Raw genomic sequence first — 17,264 nt, forward strand, 5'->3', positions numbered from 1 at the left:
GAACGTGGTTAATGTTATCGCATAAACGCAACTATGCGGCAGACGTGATCAACGATGCGGCAACTTCGCTGCGGTCGCGTCGTCGGCCGGTACGAAGGTGAACATCGTGATCTCCGAATGCAGGCCGGCGTGCAGCTGGGACACGTCGAAGCTCAGGAGCCCGGCCGTCGGGTGGTCGAAGCTTCGGGTCGTCAGAGGCTCGCGGCTCACGTCGCATCGGTCCCAAAGCTGCGCGAACATGGGCGACTCGGCCGTCAGCCGCTTCACCAAGGATCTCCAGGCGGGCTCGCTGACGTGCTCCGCCCATGCGGCCCGGAAGTCGGCCACGAGACGACGAACCTGCTCCTCCCAATCGATGGTGCGCGCCCGCCAAACGGGGTTCAGCAGGGATTGAACGAGGAGATTGCGCTCGTCGAACGGGAGTGCGTCCAGCTCGCCCATCAACCAGGAGAAGCCCGGGTTGAATGCGAGGATGTCGCAACGCGCGTTGCGCACCATCACTGGATACGGGTCGAGCTTGCCCATGAGCGCGGTCATCGACGGGGTCACCGCGGTGCAGTCCAGCCCACTCAGCGGGTCCGTCATGCCCGCCAGCGTGAAGAGGTGCGCATGCTCGTGGGGATCCAGCCGAAGCGTGCGCGAGACCGCCACCAGCACCTGCTCGGATGCGGTGATGTCGCGACCCTGCTCGAGCCAGGTGTACCAGGTCACTCCGATGCCCGCCAGCTGGGCGACCTCCTCGCGCCGCAGTCCAGGCGTCCGGCGTCGGCCGCCCGCGGGCAGGCCGACCTGCTCGGGCGTGATTCGGGCGCGCCGGCTCCTCAGGAAGGCACCGAGCTCGCCGCGCCGAGCGCTGACGTCGCGAAGCACAGCCATGACCTCCATGGAACCACGCCTGCGGAACGCGATCCAGTTGGTGCTGGTACCAGGATGAATGGACTCCTGGTACCGGTGTACGTTGCGGCGCAGGCTCATCTCATGAGACTTGGACTTCGACTCCCCCAGCGAGTGGGAACCGACCTTCGGCACGACGTGACGGAGGTCGCCAGGACCGCTGAGCGGGCGGGTTTCGAGAGCATCTGGGCATGGGAGCGACTGCTGTTCCCTGAGGCGCCGCGCAGTTCGCTCACGCCTGGCGAGCCGTGGCCTGCGGCGTATCGGCAGGCGGCCGACCCATTGACCCTGCTGGCGGCCGCCGCGGCGGTGACGGAGCGGGTCCGCCTCGGCACGAGCGTCATCGTGGCGGGCCTGCACCAGCCGCTCCAGCTCGCGAAGCGCTTCGCCACGCTCGATCAGCTCAGCGGTGGGCGAGTGATCGCGGGCCTGGGGACGGGCTGGGCGGCCGAGGAGTTCGAGGCGGTCGGCGTGACCAAGTCGGATCGCGGTCGGCTGCTCGATGAGACCCTCGACGTGTTCGACGCGGCCTGGGGTCCGGACCCCGTGAGCTATCGCGGGACTCGCACGCGGATCGATCGTGCCTACGTCCTCCCGAAGCCGGCGGCGCGGATCCCCGTCATGCTCGGTGGCGATGTCGATGCCAGCGCGTCGGGAGGTCCCAATGCACACGTGCTCGAGCGGATCGCGCGACGTGCCGACGGCTGGCTTCCGCTCTTCCCGATCGCCGGTGCAGCCGGTGGTCGGAGACTCCGGACGGATTGGGACATGATTCGCGAGTCCGCGGCAGCGGCGGGGCGCGACCCGTCGACGATGCAGATGATCGTGGTCGGGAACGTCACGTTCTCCGAGACCACCGCCGGCGAAGACCGGAGCGGCTTCACGGGCACCATCCCGCAGATCCTCGATGACATCGCCGCCGTGGCGGATGCGGGCGCGGATGAGCTGATCCTCGACCTGCACCTGCAGGACTGGTGGCGGAACACGTCCCAGATGCTGGACGCTGCACTCGAGATCCGTGAACTCGTCTCGGCTGCATGAGTGCGACGAGAAGGATGGATGGTGCGGCATCCGCCCGAATGCGCTACGAAGGAAGACCGATGAACACCGCAGACTCCCCCGACATGCCGCCCCGACTGATGAAGGCCCTTCGAGCCCACGCCCGGGGCGGACCCGAGCAGCTCGTCTACGAGGACGCGCCGCTGCCGCCGCCGCCCACCGGCTCCGATGTCTGCGTTCGGGTCACGGCAGCCGCCGTCACGTTCGACGAGCTGACGTGGCCCGAGACCTGGGAGTCCGACGGTGTCGACCGGACCCCGATCATCCCGTCGCACGAGTTCGCGGGCGTCGTCTCCGCCGTCGGGCCCGACGTGCACGACTTCTCGATCGGTGACGAGGTCTTCGGCCTCGTGCCCTTCGACCAGGACGGCGCCGCAGCGGAGGTCGTTCGGCTCCCCGCCGCCAGCCTCGCCCGTAAGCCGGCGAACGTCTCCGACGTCGTGGCGGCCGCCGCAGTGCTGCCCGCACTCACGGCGATGGAGGCGGTCGAGGAACACCTGCGACTCGAGTCCGGGCAGCGGCTGCTCATCCGCGGCGGCACCGGCGCGGTGGGCTCGTTCCTGATCCAGTTCGCTCACCGCGCGGGGATCGCGGTCACCGCGACCGTGCGGTCGCAGGACGCGGTGGAGGTCGTCGAGCGCCTCGGCGCGCACGAGGTGCTCGTCGCCGACGAACCCGACGAGGTCGCGCCGGCGAGCTTCGACGCCTCGATCGACTCGGTCGGCGCGGGCACCCCCGAGTGGCTGTATCGGGCGGTTCGTCCTCGCGGGCGGGTCATCACGCTGCAAGAGGCACCGGATGCCGCGCTTGCCGAGGCGTTCGACGTCGATGCGCAGTTCTTCGTCGTCAGCCCCGACGCCGAGCACCTCGATCGACTCGCTGCGCTGCTCTCCGACGGAGGCATCGAGGTGGCCGTGGCGCAGACCTATCCGCTCTCCGAGGGACGGGCCGCCTACGCCGATCGGGGTCGGGCGGGCCGTCTCGGGAAGACCGTCCTCCAGGTGTCGGCGCCGTCGGAGTGAGTCGAGCGGACACGCGGCCGGTGCTCCTTCCGTGCCCTTGCGGCCGTGGCCCCGCAGTGCGATCCTGCTGATAATCCGCACGTGCGGAATTCCTTGGTCCGAAGGACGAGGCAGATGGGCGAAGCGAGCCGAGCACCCTCCGTCGACGAAGACGTCGCCCTCGTCCTCGATCTCGCGCAGCTGTCGGCCGACGACCTCGCGGCCGTCGGGGGCAAGGCCGCGAATCTCGGCGAGCTCATCCGCGCGGGCTTCGACGTGCCGCCCGGCTTCTGCATCACCACTGAGGCCTACCGGCTGGCCGTACGGGGAACGACCGTCGAGGCCGGCACGGGCACGGATGCCGCAGCTGCGCGTGCGGCCGTGCTCGGTGCGCCCTTCCCCGAGTCGGTGGCCGCCGCAGTGCGGGACGCGTACGCGCGACTGGAGTCCGGAACCGACGGACCGGTCGCGGTGCGATCCTCCGCCACCGCGGAGGACCTGCCCGGCGCGAGCTTCGCCGGCCAGCAGGACACCTACCTCAACGTGACCGGCATCGACGACGTGCTCGACGCCGTGCAGCGCTGCTGGGCGTCGCTGTGGACCGACCGTGCGGTCGCCTATCGCGCGGCTCAGGGCATCGACGACGCCGCGGTCGCGCTGGCCGTCGTCGTGCAGCGGATGGTGGACGCCGAGTCGGCGGGCGTGCTGTTCACGGCCGATCCTGTGACCGGTCGACGACGGCAAGCCGTCCTGGATGCCGCGCGCGGCCTCGGTGACGCGGTGGTGTCGGGTGCCGTGGACCCCGACCACTTCGTCGTCGACACGGGAACCGGGCGGATCCTCGACCGGCGGCGCGGCATCCCGGCCGACGACGGCGCGGCCAGCCTGACGGACACGCAGGTGCGAGCGCTGGCGTCGCTCGGCGACCGCGTGGAAATCGCGTTCGGCAGCCCGCAGGACATCGAGTGGGCCGTGGACGCCGACGGACACCCGTGGCTGACGCAGTCCCGGCCGATCACGACGCTGTATCCGGTCCCGGTGCGCGCAGTGCCACCGCCCGCCGACGAAATCCGTGCTTTCTTCTGCATCACGCTCGCGCAGGGCCTCCACCGGCCGGTCACGCCGATGGGCATCGCCGCGCTCCGGGTGATCGGCTCGGGATTCCTGAACCTCGTCGGCCGTCCACCCGAGCGGATCGTCGACGGGCCCAGCGGGTTCGCCGTCTCCGGGGGTCGCATCTTCGTCGATGCCACGCCGATCCTACGTTCGTCGGTGGGCCGGGAGATCTTCCCCCGCGCGCTGGACGTCATGGAGGCACGCTCGGCCGTCGTGCTCCGAGGGTTGTTCGACGACCCGCGGTTCTCCGTGCTGCCGAGGTCACGTCGCCGCTTCGCGGGACCCGCACTGCGTCTTGCCGCCCGGGTCCGGCTGCCGCTGCTCGTCGCGCAGGCGCTGGTCAGCCCGGCGGCCGCGCAGCGCCGCGTGCGGCGGCTCGCGGACGAGGTCCGTGCCGGCTCCGTCCCGGCGGGCGACATCCCGACCCGCGTCGACGGCGTCGTCGACCTGCTCTTCCGCGCGATGCCGCTCGCTCCGCGCAGCCTGCCCGGAGCGGTCGTCGGCTTCGGCATGCTCGGGCTCGCGGGGCGCCTGCTGCGAGGATCGGCGCAACCGGGCGACCTGCAGACGGTCCTCCGCAGCGCGCCCGACAACGTGACCACCGAAATGGATCTCGACCTGTGGAACGTCGCTCTGCGCGCGCGGGACGACGCCGACTCCGCGGCCGCGTTGCGCACGCACACCGGACGCGAGCTGGCCGACGCGTACTGCGCCGGCAGCCTGCCCACCGTTCTGCAGCGCGCCATGACCGCCTTCCTGGACCGCTACGGTCATCGCGCCGTCGCCGAGATCGACCTCGGGATGCCGCGGTGGTCCGAAGACCCCACGCACCTGTTCGGCGTGCTCTCGGGGTACCTCCGCCTCGACCCCGACGCGGCCACGCCCCAACAGCACTTCGCTGACGGCGCGCGCGACGCCAAGGCGATGATGCGTACGCTGGTCGGGCGTGCCCGCCGGCGGGGCCCCCTTCGTGCCGCGGCGGTCCGGTTCTGCCTGCGGCGCGCTCGTGCGCTCGTCGGGATGCGCGAGATGCCCAAGTTCCTCGTGATCACGGCGATGAGCGGGGCGCGAGCGACCATGGCCCAGATCGGGCGCGAGCTGGCCGAGTCGGGCGGCATCGCCGAGCCCGAGGACGTCTTCTTCCTCGACTTCGACGAGACGAAGCGCGCCGCCGCGGGCGACGACCTGCGGGCGACGGTCGCCGAGCGACGGGATCGCTACGACGCCGAGCTGCGGCGCCGGCACGTGCCACGGGTCCTGCTGTCGGACGGGACCGAGCCCGAGGCCGTCGGCTCCGCGTCGGCGGTCGCCGCGGGGGCGCTGCGCGGAACCCCCGCGTCGGCCGGGACCGTCACCGCGCCGGCCCGCGTCATCCTCGACCCCGTCGGCGCCAAGTTGGAGCCGGGCGAGATCCTGGTGGCCCCGTCCACCGACCCGGGGTGGACGCCGCTCTTCCTCACGGCCGGCGGGCTCGTCATGGAGATGGGCGGCGCGAACAGCCACGGTGCGGTCGTCGCCCGGGAGTACGGCATCCCCGCGGTCGTCGGCGTGCCGCGCGCGACGGAGGCGATCGCAACGGGTGCCGAGGTGACCGTCGACGGGGCCGCGGGCGTGGTGAGCCTCTCGAAACGCGTCACCGAGCCAACGGGCAGATCCGCGACATGACCTCTGCCATGGAGGCAAGTCAACGGCGAGTGCGCTGCCATCAAGGAGCGGCCGGCTCTGGTGTGATGCGAGCAATGCGGCCACTCTGGGCGCAAACCCGCCGCGCGACTACACTCGCAACCGTAATCGCAGGGTCGGGGGTCGACATGCGTATCTGCGGTCCGGGGGGCGCGCGATGACCACGCGCAAGGCGCTCATCATCGGCGTCGACTACTACGAGCACATCGCTGGGCTCAGCGGGTGTGTGAACGACGCCCGGTCGGTCCATACCGTGTTGGAGCGGAATGCCGACGGGTCGCTGAACTTCCCGGCACCGAAGCTCATGCTCGCCGACTCGCCCGCCAAGCTGATGACCAAACGCCAGCTCAGGGAAGGCGTTCGCGAGGTCTTCGAAGACGACGCGGAGATCGCGCTCGTCTACTTCGCCGGCCATGGCTACATCGACGCTACCGGTGGGTTCCTCTGCGCCAGTGACGCCGAGACGGGCGACGACGGACTGTCCCTGCAGGAATTGATGGCGTGGGCCAACACGTCGCCTGCAAAGCACAAGATCGTGATCCTCGACAGTTGTCACGGAGGCGTGGTCGGCAACAATCCCGTCGCACAGGACTTGGCAGAGATCTCGGATGGACTCACGATCCTCACGGCGTCGACGGCGAAGCAGAACGCCGTGGAGATGCCGGGTGGCGGAGGCGGCGTGTTCACCCGACTGCTCGTCGACGCGCTCGACGGAGCCGCCGCGAACCTCGTCGGCGACATCACACCCGGCAGCGTCTACGCCCATATCGACCAGTCGCTCGGTCCGTGGGCCCAACGGCCCGTCTTCAAGACCAACGTGAAGAGGTTCGTCTCACTTCGTCGCACCGAGCCACCGATAGCCCTGCGTGATCTGCGGGCCCTGACAACGTACTTCCCGACGGCGAACCACCAGTATCCACTTGATCCTTCATACGAGCCGGAGCGATCGCCCGGGCATTCGACGGACCCGACGATCCCGGAACCCGATCCCGATCACACGGCTACGTTCCGTGTCCTGCAGAACTACGTGAGCGTGAACCTCGTGCGGCCGGTCGGCGCACCTCACATGTGGCATGCCGCCATGGAGAGCAAGGCGTGCGAGCTGACGGTCCTGGGAAAGCATTACTGGAAGCTCGTACACGAGGACCTCATATGATCGTGCCTTCGGACGACGCAGCACGGGCGACGCTTCGCGATCCGGCACTCCTCGAGCAACTCGCTGCGGCCGAGCATGAACGGTGGTCCGATTGGCAGCGGTACGTGTTCACGCAGTGCCAGCAGACTGCGGATGGGTCACTCGTCGTCCCCGCCGAGCTCGTTCGGAAATGGAGCCGCCAGATGGACTCGCCATTCGCGGCGCTGACGGAAGCCGAGAAGGACAGCGACCGCGAGCAGGTCGAACGGTACCTGCCGATCATCGAGCGGGCGCTGGAGGCGTTGGGCTGAGTCCGAGCGCAAAGTCGGACTGAGTTGGAAGCTTCATTTTCGGTAGTCACACTCGAGGGTCCAATCCTCAGGGAGGAGCGGCTCGAACTGGGCTTCAGATACGTACGGTTCAGTGAGTTCGCAGGCGTCGGATAACAGCCAGTGGGTGGGCCACAGCCGCACAGTTCCGTCATCGCCGGCCGTGGCGATGAGTGCCCCGTCCGGGCTGATGGCCACCGACCACACCACACCGTCGTGGCGAGCGAGCGGCTCGCCAACCAGTTCTCCGCTTTCGACGTCCCACAAGCGCATCGTCCCGTCGTAGCCAGTGGTAGCCAGCCAGGTCCCGTCAGGGCTGAATGCCATGCCCGACACCACATCGTGGCCAGTCAGCGATTGCGCGATCTGCTCGCCCGTGTTCGAGTCCCACAGTTCCACGGAACCGTCATCGTTGGTGGTTGCGAGCACCCTTCCATCCGGGCTGAACGCCACTGCCCACCCCCCGCCAGGGAAGGGTTCGCGCACCGGATCACCCGTATCCACGTTCCAGAGGCGAGCACCCTCGATGCCGGCAATGGCCACGAGCCTGCCGTTCGGGCTGAAGACCACCGTCGATCCTCCACCGTAGGTATCGACGGTTATCGGCTCCCCGATCGGGTCCCCTGTATCGGCGTCCCAGAGGCGCAGGGCATCTGATCCGGCGGAAGCGAGGACGGTTCCGTCCGGACTGAATGCCACCGAAAGCACGAAGCCGTCGTGGCCCAGGAGCGGGTCCCCGATCGGATCGCCGGTGGCGACATTCCACAACCGCACGGCCCCGTCACCGCCGGCCGATGCGAGCACCCTTCCGTCGGGTCTGAACGCCAGCGATATCACTTCATTGAACGTGCCGGTGGTCAGTTCCTCGATGAGGTCTCCGGTGGCAGCGTCCCACAACCGCAGTCTTCCGCCACCTCCAGCAGAGGCGAGCACCTTTCCGTCCGGGCTGAATGCCACGGCCCTCACCCTGTCGTCGTGGCCCATGAGCGGCTCGTCCATCGGATCACCAGTTCTGACATCCCAGAATCGAACGGTCCCGTCATCTCCGGCGGAGGCGAGCAAGTTCTCCACGGGACTGAACGCCACCGACGACACTCCCCCGTCGGGAGTGAGCGGTTCACCGACCGGGTCTCCACTCCCGGTGTCCCACAACTGCACCGTCCCGTCGCCTCCAGCGGAGGCGAGCATCTTCGAATCCGGACTGAAGGACACTGATACCGCACCTTCCTGGCCGCCGAGCGGTTGCCCGATCACGTCGCCGCTGTCTGCATTCCTGAGGGTCGCGGCCCCGTAGAGGCCGACGCCGGCAGAAGCGAGCATGGTTCCGTCGGGGCTGAACGCCACCGACGACCCTCCGAAAAGGTCGTCGATGGGGTCACCGACGAGATTTCCAGTGGCCGGATCCCAAAGGCGCACTTTCGCACCGAGCGCGTTGTCAGTGGAAGCGAGCACCGACCCGTCCGGGCTGAAGGCCACCGACCAAGACCCGCCCAAGGGCCCCGGGACCGTGAGCGGCGCTCCGATCAGGCCGCCTGTGTCTGTGTCCCACAGTCGGACGGCGCCGAGGTCCGCAGATGCGAGGCGCTTCGAATCGGGGCTGAAGGCCACCGACAACACAGCCCCACCGGCGGCGTTGATCGGTTCGCCCACCGCGTGGCCGGTGCCGACCTCCCACAACCTGATGGTCCCGTCATCGCCGGCGGACGCGAGTAGATCCCCGTCCGGACTGAACGCCACCGACTCCACCTCGCCCTCGTGCCCCATGAGCGGTTGCCCGACTGGATCGCCGGTGCTGACCTCCCACAACCGCACAGTCCCATCCACTCCCGCGGACGCAAGGGATCGCCCGTCAGGACTGAATGCCACCGTCGACACCGCGCCGTCATGACCGACGAGTGGCGGACCCACCTGATCGGCCGTCGCCGATGCCGCCGCCACGCGAGCGTGCCACATCGCTTTCGCCGCCTGCGACGGTGCCACGGTGGACCCGTTGGCTTCGGCGGCGAACGCAAGTGCAAGGAGCGGGTTGTCGTCCACTACCGATTGGGATTCGGAAACCATTGCCTGTGCGATCGCCTGGTCTCGCTGCCGCCGGGCCTCATCGCGTTGGGCCTGCGCCTCTGCTGCTTGCAGGAGCGCGGAGACTCCGGCAATGACGGCGATCACCGTCAGAATGGCGAGTCCGGCAATCGCGGTTCTGCGCAGCCTGCGCTCTCGGCGCTGCTGACGGAGGTCCTCCCCTGCCAGCTCGGACTTCTCCTTGCCCTGCAACGGCGCTGCGAGGTCGGTGACTCGTTCCCGGAACCCAGCATCTCGCGGGTTCCAGGGAGCGTCCTCGCTGACGTCGACGTAGAAGGGCTGCGCTGGGAGGATCCCGGGCTGAGTGAGGAGATGGGGTGCCGCGGTGGAGCGGGCAGCATCGAAGCACCCTTCCGACTCGTCCCACTCCAAGGTCCCATCGGCGATCACCAGGAACAGGCGCTCCGGCCCGTTGCGATCGAGCCAATACGAGAGTTCCTTGTCCACCCATCTCGACGACGCCGCCTTCGGCGAGAGCATCACGACGAGGTGGCGCGACGCATCCATCGCCTCAGCCACCTTCGCCCAGAGGTCCGGACTGGCCGTCAGGTCAGTCGAATCCCGGAACACGCGCAATGCTCGCAGTTGCCCGAATCGACGACCGATCGTGTGCAAGCCCCGTTGCACGCCTCGGGCGGCGGCTCTGTCGTGGTGGCTGTATGACAAGAACGCGTCGAAGGTCGGCGCGTCCGGTCCCGGCGGAGCCGTCCGCGCCGCCTGTGCTGATTGCGCGGTAGTAGCGCGTGGTCTGTACATTTCGGGCCGCATTGTCCGACATGTGAGCAGTGACCCGACGACAGGCTCATCTTCACGCGAGTGTCGAGCCACTACTACGAATACTCCTCCGGGAGAGTGCCCACCAGCCTCCGGGACAGCCCGGAACCCCGCGACTGCCCGCCGATCGTCCGAGCTCATGCTTCGGATGCCGACAGCATGGAACCGACGTGCATTCGTACCGGCTTCACGCCCAGGACGGTACGGGCCGCGTCGCAACACCGCGTAGGCTCGCTCACCATGGCGACTGGCGCAACCATCCACACCTTCGCGGTACAGCTGGCCGACATGGACCGCGGCGTCTACGAGGACCTCACGCTCCGCGTCGCGCGCCATCCCTCCGAGACGGACGCGTTCATGTTGACGCGCGTGCTCGCGTACTGCCTCCAATTCCAGGAGGGGATCGCGTTCAGCGACGGCATCTCGGCGACGGACGAGCCGGCCGTGTACGTACGCGACCTCAGCGGGAAGCTCATCGCGTGGATCGAGGTCGGCGCACCGGACGCGACCCGGCTGCACTACGGGAGCATGCAGGCCGAGCGGACCGTCGTCTACACGCACCGCGATCCGGCGAAGGTCGCCGCCGCCTGGGCGGGCAAGCGGATCCACCGAGCGGACGAGCTCACCCTGTTCAGCTTCGACCCCGGTTTCCTCGACGCCGCCACCGCGTTGCTCGAACGGCGCAACTCGATCGCGCTCTCGATCACCGAGCACCGCATGTACCTCGAGATCAACGGCACGATGCTGGAGTCGGTCGTCCACGAGTACCCCGTCGCATAGCGGCGCTGCGAAATGGGCGACCGGTCATCTGAGCACAGTGGGAGGAAGGCGGGATGCTCGAGATGCTCACGTTCCCTGATCAGTTGCGGCTGATCGACGAACGATCGGCCGCCTTCCGCGCTGCGGTCGCCGCGGCACCCAGCCTGGATGTGCGGATGGCGACCCATCCCGAGCGGACGCTGTTCGATCACGTGCAACACGTGGGGATGGGTCGCCGCAAGGCAGCCGCCATCGTCGCCGCCGGACCCGCGGACGCTCCGCCGGACGAGTCCGAATGGGGCGGCGGCACGGGTGCGCCTCGGGAGCGCGAGGCGCTCCTGGCCTGGTGGGTGGAGTCCGTCGAGCATCTGGCGAGCGTGCTGCGCGAGGCGGGCCCGGATCGCGCCTGCTGGACCTGGTGGGGTGACTCGCCGTCACCGCAGACCTCCGGAGCCTGGGCGCGGCGCCAGCTCCACGAGATCGCGGTGCACACCTATGACGTCCAGCTCACCGGGGGCGCCCCGCAGCCGATACCGGAACGAATCGCCCTCGACGGGTTCGACGACTGCCAGTTCACCCTCTGCGCGACGACGGTCGCCTGGCCGCAGCACCCCGCCGTCGTCGACTATTACGCGACTGAGGGCCCATCCTGGCGCCTCCGGCTGTCCCACGACGGCGCACAGGTCGCCCGCCTCACGCGCGCTGCCGGCGAGGACCCCGACACGGCCGACGCCTCCGCCCGGGGTACGGCCAGCGACCTGGTCCTGTTCTTCTACGGCCGCATACCACTGGAGTCGCTGGCGTTCGAAGGCGGTCGTCGTATCTTCGATCAGCTCGCGGCCTGGGACCCGTCGGTGTGACAATCTGGCGGGACGACGAAGGCCCGGCAAGATTCTGCATCTCACCGGGCCTTTCCCGTGTCGGGCTGACAGGATTTGAACCTGCGACCCCTTGAAGGTTCCAGCCCGTTTCGGGATGCCTCCGGATGTCTCGGGAACTCGCGGATTCCCTTGTGGTGACTGGGAACCGGGCGGTTCGACAGTTCCGAGTGTACGCGGACGATGCTGGACGTTCACGGTTGATATCGAGGAGAAATCGGTGAGCGACCGCGATTCAGACGTATCCTCGGCGCCGCGGCCCGACGAGGAGCGGACGGCCGATCATGAATGCGCCGTGCCGAATGCCGACAGTGCGTCGACGATTTCACAACGTGCGCCGACGCGTTCGACGTCAGGCAGGTGGGCGGGAGAATGGGCAAATGACGACTGCGACGGCTGCGACCGTGCCCGTGGAGGCGTGGCTGGACTTCATCGAGCGGCGCGAGCGCTGGCTCCACGACACCGAGTCGTTCGAAATCGCGGAGGAACATCAGCTCGAGTTCCAGGCCGTCTACGGTATCTGTGCTCAGGCCATCCGCTACGCGGGCGCGTACGTCGTTCTGTACCGGGCCGGGCGATCACGCGAGGCCGTCGCCGTGGCCCGCCAGGCGCTGGAACACGCGTTCACGGCACAATGGGCGCATTTCGAAGACAGCGGCCCCGATCAGCTCGTCGAGGGGTACCGCCACACCAGCGGGCGCGCGTTCCGAGCGGTCGCCGCATTTCTGAGCACGCCTCAGGGAGAGGTCGATGAGGCACTGAAGTCGATGGAAAGCGAAGGGAAGCGCCTGCTCCGGATCACCAAGATGATCGAGCAGATCGACTACGGCTCTCTTTTCGCGACCCAGTACCTAAAACAGTCGCAGTTCGTACACGTGACTAGCGAGACGGTCACGGCCTTCCTAGACCTTGACGAAGAGAAGCAGTTCACGGTTCTGAGCGAGGCGATTGACCCTAACAAGCGGCAAACGGCGCACTTCACGGCGATGGCCACGATGTTCGCCTCGTGGGTGCTCGAGACGCTCCGCATCGACCCGTCCGGTATGACAGACCTCGACTGGCTTTCGGACGAGTTGGCGTTGCCGCTCAGCGTCCGCGACTGACGGCGGGCGGAATCATGGTACGCGCCGGATCCGCGCGTGACCTCGCCGCGCGCGGTCGGATAATCTGGCCCGGCGAGAGCGGGGGACGCCATGGCGCCGGGGCGCGAGTATTTCGAACCTTCCGACGGTGAGCGCGCGTTCGCAGAAACGAGGCAGTCTGGCCGTTCCCGGGCGGTCCAGCTCCTGCTAATCGCCGAACAGCTCTCGCGCCGCGACGGCGACGAGCTTCCGACCGGGCTACGCGAAGACGCCGCGTCCCTAGGCACTCCGGTACTCAGGCCTGACGGATCCGACGCCCTCCGGGGAGAGCAGCGGGCGCGCGCCGTGGCGGGCACGAGGTTGCGCGGGTACGACGCGGGACTCGCAGGCGAGATGTGGTCGGCGGCGCGGGCGGAGTCCGACCCGGGAGCCGCGATCGACCTGCTCGGGCTCTCGCTCGAAGACCCGTCGCCCTACGCCCGGCTCAGCGCGATCCTCGGCCTGTTGTCGCTGGCGCCTCCGGACGGTTCCATATCCGGAGTCGACGCGTACCTTCTCGCTCGACTATTCGACGAGCAGTACCAAGCGCCGAGCGCCACCGGCGCGTTGGCCCGGGATCTCTTCGACCTCCTGAACGGCCCGCCCGGCGGGGACGTCCCGCCGTTTGGCGCGGTGCCGCCCGCGCCAATCGGTAGCGGCCCTCTCAGCATCGGTGTGCACGGGACCTTCTCCCGCTACGGCACGAGCCGCGTGGCGCCCAGTCATAAGTTCTATGGATACCTTGGGAAGGAGTTCAGTCCGGACCTGTTTCCGGACGCGGCGAGGTTCTTCAGGTGGTCCGGCCGGTATTCTCGCCACGACCGGGCCAAGGGCGCCCGAGACCTTCCACTCTGGCTCCGCTCGGTGGGCGGGGTCGGCGAACTCGACACGGTCTACGCCCACAGCCACGGCGGCAACGTCGCCCTCTCGGCCGCCGCGGACGGCGTCCGGATCAACTTCCTTGTGCTCCTGAGCGTGCCGCCGATCGAGCGGCCGGCCCACGAATGGGTCGCGATCAAGCGGAACGTTGGTTACATGATGTCGCTCCGTTCGAAGCTCGACTGGGTGATCCTCTCCGACCTCGTCGCCGGCCGGACCCGCGGCGCACGCAACCTGCTCGCTGCCGAACGCTCCGCCGGACTCGACTTTCCGCCCGAAGCGGACGTCTACACGACCGCTCCCCTGGGCTGGTTCTCGCACTCGTCGTGGCTGGACAAGCGCGTCTGGCGGTCAACAACGATCGAGGCGGAAGTGCGGAATAAGTACTATCTGACTCACGGCGCGCGCTGAGCGCAGCGTCTCTCACGGCTCGGGGCGCGCGGTAGCGTTGCCTCCGTGAATGCACGCGGCGACGCGACCGGCCAGGGCACGCCTCGACATGAAGCGAGCCGCCGCGCATGACCAAGTGACCCAGTTCGTGCGCCAGGTCGAAGCAGAGGCGCTCCGCAGACTTTTGAGTGTTCAGCAAGATGACTGGCATTGCGCCGTGTCGGAACGAGAACGCGTCGATCGCCTGACGCGGCCCGCCGGCGGAGTAGACCTTGGCGCCCTTCGACTCGAGGCGCCGCATCAGGTTCTTGATCGGCGCAACACCGAGACCCCGGGCACCACGGAGCGCTTCGGCGGCCTGCTCAGGAGCAACCTCGTCGTCTGAGTCAATGAGATCTCGCACGGCCGGTTCGGGTGCATGGTACGTCGCCTCGATCCACTCGGAGAGCTCGATGGCAAGCTTGACAAGCTGCGCGCCGTCGCCTCGTTCTTGGCGAGACGTGAACCGGCGAAAGCGAAGGCGAAGGGTGCCTAGCGAAGATCGGAGCCCGAAATGTGCAGGACAGCACCTGCACATAGGGGTACGGTCCTTCGCCTCGTTGACCTCGCGTCACAGGTCTGGCAGGTCGTCCAGGTTGTCGCGGGTGGTGTAGTTGCGATCGGTGCGGAGGTACTTGCCGGTCGCGCCGTTGACCACCGGGATCACCGTGCGCTTTCCCGGCCACTGCACGTAGTACCTGTGGATACACAGCTCGATGTCGCTGAGGGCGTCCGCCTTCGGACGCGGCGACCAGTACTGGCCGGGCGTCCCGATCGCGATGATGCCACCGTTATCCGACGGGTTCGGGCAATGACGTGATTTCACTCGGTGCAGCCAAATCAGGAGCGGACAGCGAACAACGTATCTCAAGGGTTAATAGTCAGTGGCGGGGACTGTGTCGGGCGCGAGCCATTCGGATCTATCGTGACGTCAACGTCATAGAATGCGTCACCAAGTCCCCCGAACCTGCCGCGAGGACCTCGGTAGCGAGCCAACGATTCGGCCGCCCCGAACATCCCATCCAGGCGAACCGGTGCGTAGACCTCCTCGATCGCGACCGTGTCACGCCGCACTGCAAATACGTAGATCTGATGGCCCTCGTGTACGAACCCATCGACTGGTGCTCTTCCGAAAATGGCGTCATTCGGAACGTGCCATACCCGGTTCGTGATTTGGCGTTCGTCAAGAGTGTCGTCTCCGATGCCGCACCAGACCATGGCGGTGTGATCATCGAGAGTCGCGGCGTCGTCAATTGGGATGCCGTACAGTCTCGTGGTCGTGGTTGCTTCGAGTGCTCTGCGCTTCACTTCTGCGTACCCGAACGTTTCGGAGTCGTGTTCGTGTGCCATCTATCCGTCTCCATTCCCAATTTCGCTCGAAAGCTGGTCCCCGAGCTCGAAGTACGCTTCGTCGCTGCGGCGGCGGTGCTGGAACAGAAGCTTCCGCCGCTCCCAGATACCACCCCTGAGGCAGAGGTCGAAAGCCTGTTCAAAAAGGGGGTGAGATCGCAGGTGCGCCATCACGGCTCTTAGTCGGGGCTCGCTGAAGTGAGCGCATGCGAGTCGAAGCTGGTTGTGTAGGGCCCACACGGGGTCGATTCGATATGGAGATACTTTGCGGAATAGGTGCTTGGCGTCAGCACCCGCAGCGACCCGAAGGTCGTAACCCATAACCCAGAGACGCATGCTCATCTCGACGTCCTCCCAGCCCCAGCAGAGCATTCCGTTGTCGAACCCGCCGACATCCCAAAATGTCTGGCGCCTGAGCGCCGTGAAGCACCCGCAGAGATGCGTCGCCGCGCTCATCGGCCCGCCCGCGGGAAGCCATTCAACGTCCATGTCTGTGCGGCGCATGGTGAGGCCGTAGCCCCAACCGCTCTTGCCGAAGCCCATCACGCGTGGCGACACCGCCCCGACGCGTGGGTCTCGAAGCCCAGCGACAAGCGTCTGCCAGGCGCCCTGGCCCACCGCTACGTGTGCATCACAGAACGCAAGCACTGCGCCGCCCGCCTGAGATGCTCCGTAGTTTCGTGCTCGCGCAACGCCCAGTTGACCGATCGATCTCAGTAGACGTACGCCGGCGTCTGCGTGGAGCGCGGCAAGCGCCGTCCTGTCGTGGGAGCCGTCGTCAACGACCAAGATCTCGCCATCCGCAGGAAGCGTCTCGCGGATCGAGCGAACCGTCGCGGCGATCGTAGGCGCCTCGTTCCTCGCTGGAACGATTACGCTTATGGATGGACGCGGCATGGGACCCTTTCTCAGCGTGCGCGGTTTACGTTCCTATCGCTTTGGTGGATTGAACGCGTGGCACGGACTCGGTCACTGACAAGGTCTGCCTGCCATCCGAAACCTCTCGCGAGCCAATCGCGGTGCAGTTATGCGATGAAAGTCGTGTAGAGGCCCTACCGGCCCATGCCTTTCTACTCGTAACGTTCTTCATCGAGAAGTCCTCACTTATGCGGACTGGGTGTGTTCGAAGAGCACAGCTGCCCGTATCGCTTGGGCGATTTACACCTCGAACCGGAATCCTCTATTCAAGAACGGCACGGAGGTGCGGATCTGCCTCTTCGCTGGCGAAATCTTCATTCGCCGCGAGCGCCACGTACACCGCATCCGCGCCGCCTTGATCTCGGGGAAAGCTGCCGTGCCGGATCTGCCGGTTGCCGATCGCATACGGCATCCCCGGTGCACTCGGCGACGGGTTCGAGCTCGACCACTTCTACTCGGTGCCGTCGCATCCGCACCTGGTCGACGACTGGTCGAACTTCCGCCCGTCCCACTCCCGCTGCAACCGTGCTCGTGGAGACGGTGCACCGCGGGCCGGGCGCTGCCGGCTGAGCCGGAAGTGGTTCTAGGGGCTCGCAGGTCTATTCCGTCTCGCACGCGTCCCGATGCAAGACGTACTGCCGCTCCCACATCTCCTGCTCGGCGACCGAGAGAGAATCGTCGTTCGACTTGATAAGCGCGTTTTCGGCGATCTCGCATTCCGTCGGCGGCTGCGATGCCTGCACTACGCCGATGACGATCGCAGCGACGACAAGGACGAGAACTCCGCACCCTGCGATGGAGCTAGGCGTCCATCGAGTGAGATCCGGCGGCGGCGAAGTCATGCCCGAATCGTATTGGAG

Annotated in this window: 16 protein-coding genes and 1 pseudogene; 11 read left to right on the plus strand and 6 right to left on the minus strand. The window is 67.5% G+C overall.

The window, feature by feature from the left end; genetic code table 11:
* Nucleotides 1–48: 48 nt before the first annotated feature.
* Entirely contained in the window at nt 49–975 is a 927-nt protein-coding gene (locus ACWGO8_RS19190) for a helix-turn-helix transcriptional regulator (protein ID WP_452044533.1), read from the minus strand.
* Between the two features lie 33 nt (nt 976–1,008).
* Here ACWGO8_RS19190 and ACWGO8_RS19195 point away from each other — a divergent pair, with 33 nt between their 5' ends.
* From ACWGO8_RS19195 to ACWGO8_RS19215, 5 genes are all read left to right on the plus strand, one after another.
* The gene (locus tag ACWGO8_RS19195; RefSeq protein ID WP_452044534.1) at nt 1,009–1,935 is read left to right on the plus strand and encodes a TIGR03619 family F420-dependent LLM class oxidoreductase; all 927 of its coding nucleotides are present in this window, start codon (nt 1,009–1,011) and stop codon (nt 1,933–1,935) included.
* 59 nt (nt 1,936–1,994) lie between these two features.
* The gene (locus ACWGO8_RS19200; protein WP_452044535.1) at nt 1,995–2,975 is read left to right on the plus strand and encodes an NADP-dependent oxidoreductase; all 981 of its coding nucleotides are present in this window, start codon (nt 1,995–1,997) and stop codon (nt 2,973–2,975) included.
* A 114-nt stretch (nt 2,976–3,089) separates the two neighbouring features.
* Complete coding sequence (locus tag ACWGO8_RS19205; RefSeq protein WP_452044536.1) at nt 3,090–5,735, plus strand: PEP/pyruvate-binding domain-containing protein; 2,646 nt, start codon at nt 3,090–3,092, stop codon at nt 5,733–5,735.
* A gap of 175 nt (nt 5,736–5,910) precedes the next feature.
* Nucleotides 5,911–6,909 carry a caspase family protein gene (locus ACWGO8_RS19210; protein ID WP_452044537.1) on the plus strand — a complete coding sequence of 333 codons (999 nt, stop codon included), beginning with the start codon at nt 5,911–5,913 and terminating at the stop codon, nt 6,907–6,909.
* Between the two features lie 2 nt (nt 6,910–6,911).
* Nucleotides 6,912–7,199, plus strand: coding sequence for a hypothetical protein (locus ACWGO8_RS19215; protein ID WP_452044538.1), 288 nt, complete (start codon nt 6,912–6,914; stop codon nt 7,197–7,199).
* 33 nt (nt 7,200–7,232) lie between these two features.
* Here the strand turns inward: ACWGO8_RS19215 and ACWGO8_RS19220 are convergent, their stop codons facing one another.
* The gene (locus tag ACWGO8_RS19220; protein ID WP_452044539.1) at nt 7,233–10,406 is read right to left on the minus strand and encodes a WD40 domain-containing protein; all 3,174 of its coding nucleotides are present in this window, start codon (nt 10,404–10,406) and stop codon (nt 7,233–7,235) included.
* On the opposite strand from ACWGO8_RS19220, the gene ACWGO8_RS19225 reads away from it, so the two are divergent.
* The 3 genes from ACWGO8_RS19225 (at nt 10,311) to ACWGO8_RS19235 (ending at nt 12,810) form a co-directional block, all read left to right on the plus strand.
* Nucleotides 10,311–10,850, plus strand: a complete 540-nt coding sequence (locus tag ACWGO8_RS19225; protein ID WP_452044540.1) for a YaeQ family protein — start codon at nt 10,311–10,313, stop codon at nt 10,848–10,850. The two genes, ACWGO8_RS19220 and ACWGO8_RS19225, sit on opposite strands and share 96 nt — an antisense overlap.
* Nucleotides 10,851–10,903: 53 nt before the next feature.
* Nucleotides 10,904–11,689: a maleylpyruvate isomerase N-terminal domain-containing protein gene (locus tag ACWGO8_RS19230; protein WP_452044541.1), complete on the plus strand. Its 786-nt coding sequence runs from the start codon at nt 10,904–10,906 to the stop codon at nt 11,687–11,689.
* A 398-nt stretch (nt 11,690–12,087) separates the two neighbouring features.
* Nucleotides 12,088–12,810 (plus strand): hypothetical protein, encoded by a 723-nt coding sequence (locus tag ACWGO8_RS19235; protein ID WP_452044542.1) that lies wholly within the window; start codon nt 12,088–12,090, stop codon nt 12,808–12,810.
* A gap of 1,033 nt (nt 12,811–13,843) precedes the next feature.
* Here the strand turns inward: ACWGO8_RS19235 and ACWGO8_RS19240 are convergent.
* Complete coding sequence (locus ACWGO8_RS19240) at nt 13,844–14,338, minus strand: ImmA/IrrE family metallo-endopeptidase (protein ID WP_452044589.1); 495 nt, start codon at nt 14,336–14,338, stop codon at nt 13,844–13,846.
* Here ACWGO8_RS19240 and ACWGO8_RS19245 point away from each other — a divergent pair.
* Entirely contained in the window at nt 14,234–14,482 is a 249-nt protein-coding gene (locus ACWGO8_RS19245) for a hypothetical protein (RefSeq protein ID WP_452044543.1), read from the plus strand. The genes ACWGO8_RS19240 and ACWGO8_RS19245 overlap by 105 nt on opposite strands.
* 225 nt (nt 14,483–14,707) lie before the next feature.
* Here ACWGO8_RS19245 and ACWGO8_RS19250 read toward each other — a convergent pair whose 3' ends face one another.
* On the minus strand, nt 14,708–14,962 hold the full coding sequence (locus ACWGO8_RS19250; protein WP_452044544.1) for a DUF3892 domain-containing protein: 255 nt from the start codon (nt 14,960–14,962) through the stop codon (nt 14,708–14,710).
* 266 nt (nt 14,963–15,228) lie between these two features.
* On the opposite strand from ACWGO8_RS19250, the gene ACWGO8_RS19255 reads away from it, so the two are divergent.
* The gene (locus ACWGO8_RS19255; protein ID WP_452044593.1) at nt 15,229–15,669 is read left to right on the plus strand and encodes a hypothetical protein; all 441 of its coding nucleotides are present in this window, start codon (nt 15,229–15,231) and stop codon (nt 15,667–15,669) included.
* 93 nt (nt 15,670–15,762) lie between these two features.
* Here the strand turns inward: ACWGO8_RS19255 and ACWGO8_RS19260 are convergent.
* A pseudogene (locus tag ACWGO8_RS19260) lies at nt 15,763–16,383 on the minus strand (glycosyltransferase); the annotation flags it as partial.
* Between the two features lie 404 nt (nt 16,384–16,787).
* Here ACWGO8_RS19260 and ACWGO8_RS19265 point away from each other — a divergent pair.
* The gene (locus ACWGO8_RS19265; RefSeq protein WP_452044590.1) at nt 16,788–16,991 is read left to right on the plus strand and encodes a hypothetical protein; all 204 of its coding nucleotides are present in this window, start codon (nt 16,788–16,790) and stop codon (nt 16,989–16,991) included.
* A gap of 12 nt (nt 16,992–17,003) precedes the next feature.
* Here the strand turns inward: ACWGO8_RS19265 and ACWGO8_RS19270 are convergent, their stop codons facing one another.
* Complete coding sequence (locus ACWGO8_RS19270; protein WP_452044545.1) at nt 17,004–17,246, minus strand: hypothetical protein; 243 nt, start codon at nt 17,244–17,246, stop codon at nt 17,004–17,006.
* Between the last annotated feature and the right edge of the window lie 18 nt (nt 17,247–17,264).

It is taken from the genome of Agromyces sp. NPDC055661, from assembly GCF_053618135.1.

Excerpts from the sequence above, each read along its gene's own strand:
- ACWGO8_RS19255 (WP_452044593.1), top strand. The coding sequence starts at position 15,229 with ATGGCCCTCGTGTACGAACCCATCGACTGGTGCTCTTCCGAAAATGGC.
- ACWGO8_RS19225 (WP_452044540.1), top strand. The coding sequence starts at position 10,311 with ATGGCGACTGGCGCAACCATCCACACCTTCGCGGTACAGCTGGCCGAC.
- ACWGO8_RS19270 (WP_452044545.1), bottom strand. The coding sequence starts at position 17,246 with ATGACTTCGCCGCCGCCGGATCTCACTCGATGGACGCCTAGCTCCATC.
- ACWGO8_RS19210 (WP_452044537.1), top strand. The coding sequence starts at position 5,911 with ATGACCACGCGCAAGGCGCTCATCATCGGCGTCGACTACTACGAGCAC.
- ACWGO8_RS19190 (WP_452044533.1), bottom strand. The coding sequence starts at position 975 with ATGAGCCTGCGCCGCAACGTACACCGGTACCAGGAGTCCATTCATCCT.
- ACWGO8_RS19205 (WP_452044536.1), top strand. The coding sequence starts at position 3,090 with ATGGGCGAAGCGAGCCGAGCACCCTCCGTCGACGAAGACGTCGCCCTC.
- ACWGO8_RS19235 (WP_452044542.1), top strand. The coding sequence starts at position 12,088 with ATGACGACTGCGACGGCTGCGACCGTGCCCGTGGAGGCGTGGCTGGAC.
- ACWGO8_RS19230 (WP_452044541.1), top strand. The coding sequence starts at position 10,904 with ATGCTCGAGATGCTCACGTTCCCTGATCAGTTGCGGCTGATCGACGAA.
- ACWGO8_RS19220 (WP_452044539.1), bottom strand. The coding sequence starts at position 10,406 with ATGGCGCGCGACGCGGAGCGTGAGGTCCTCGTAGACGCCGCGGTCCAT.
- ACWGO8_RS19200 (WP_452044535.1), top strand. The coding sequence starts at position 1,995 with ATGAACACCGCAGACTCCCCCGACATGCCGCCCCGACTGATGAAGGCC.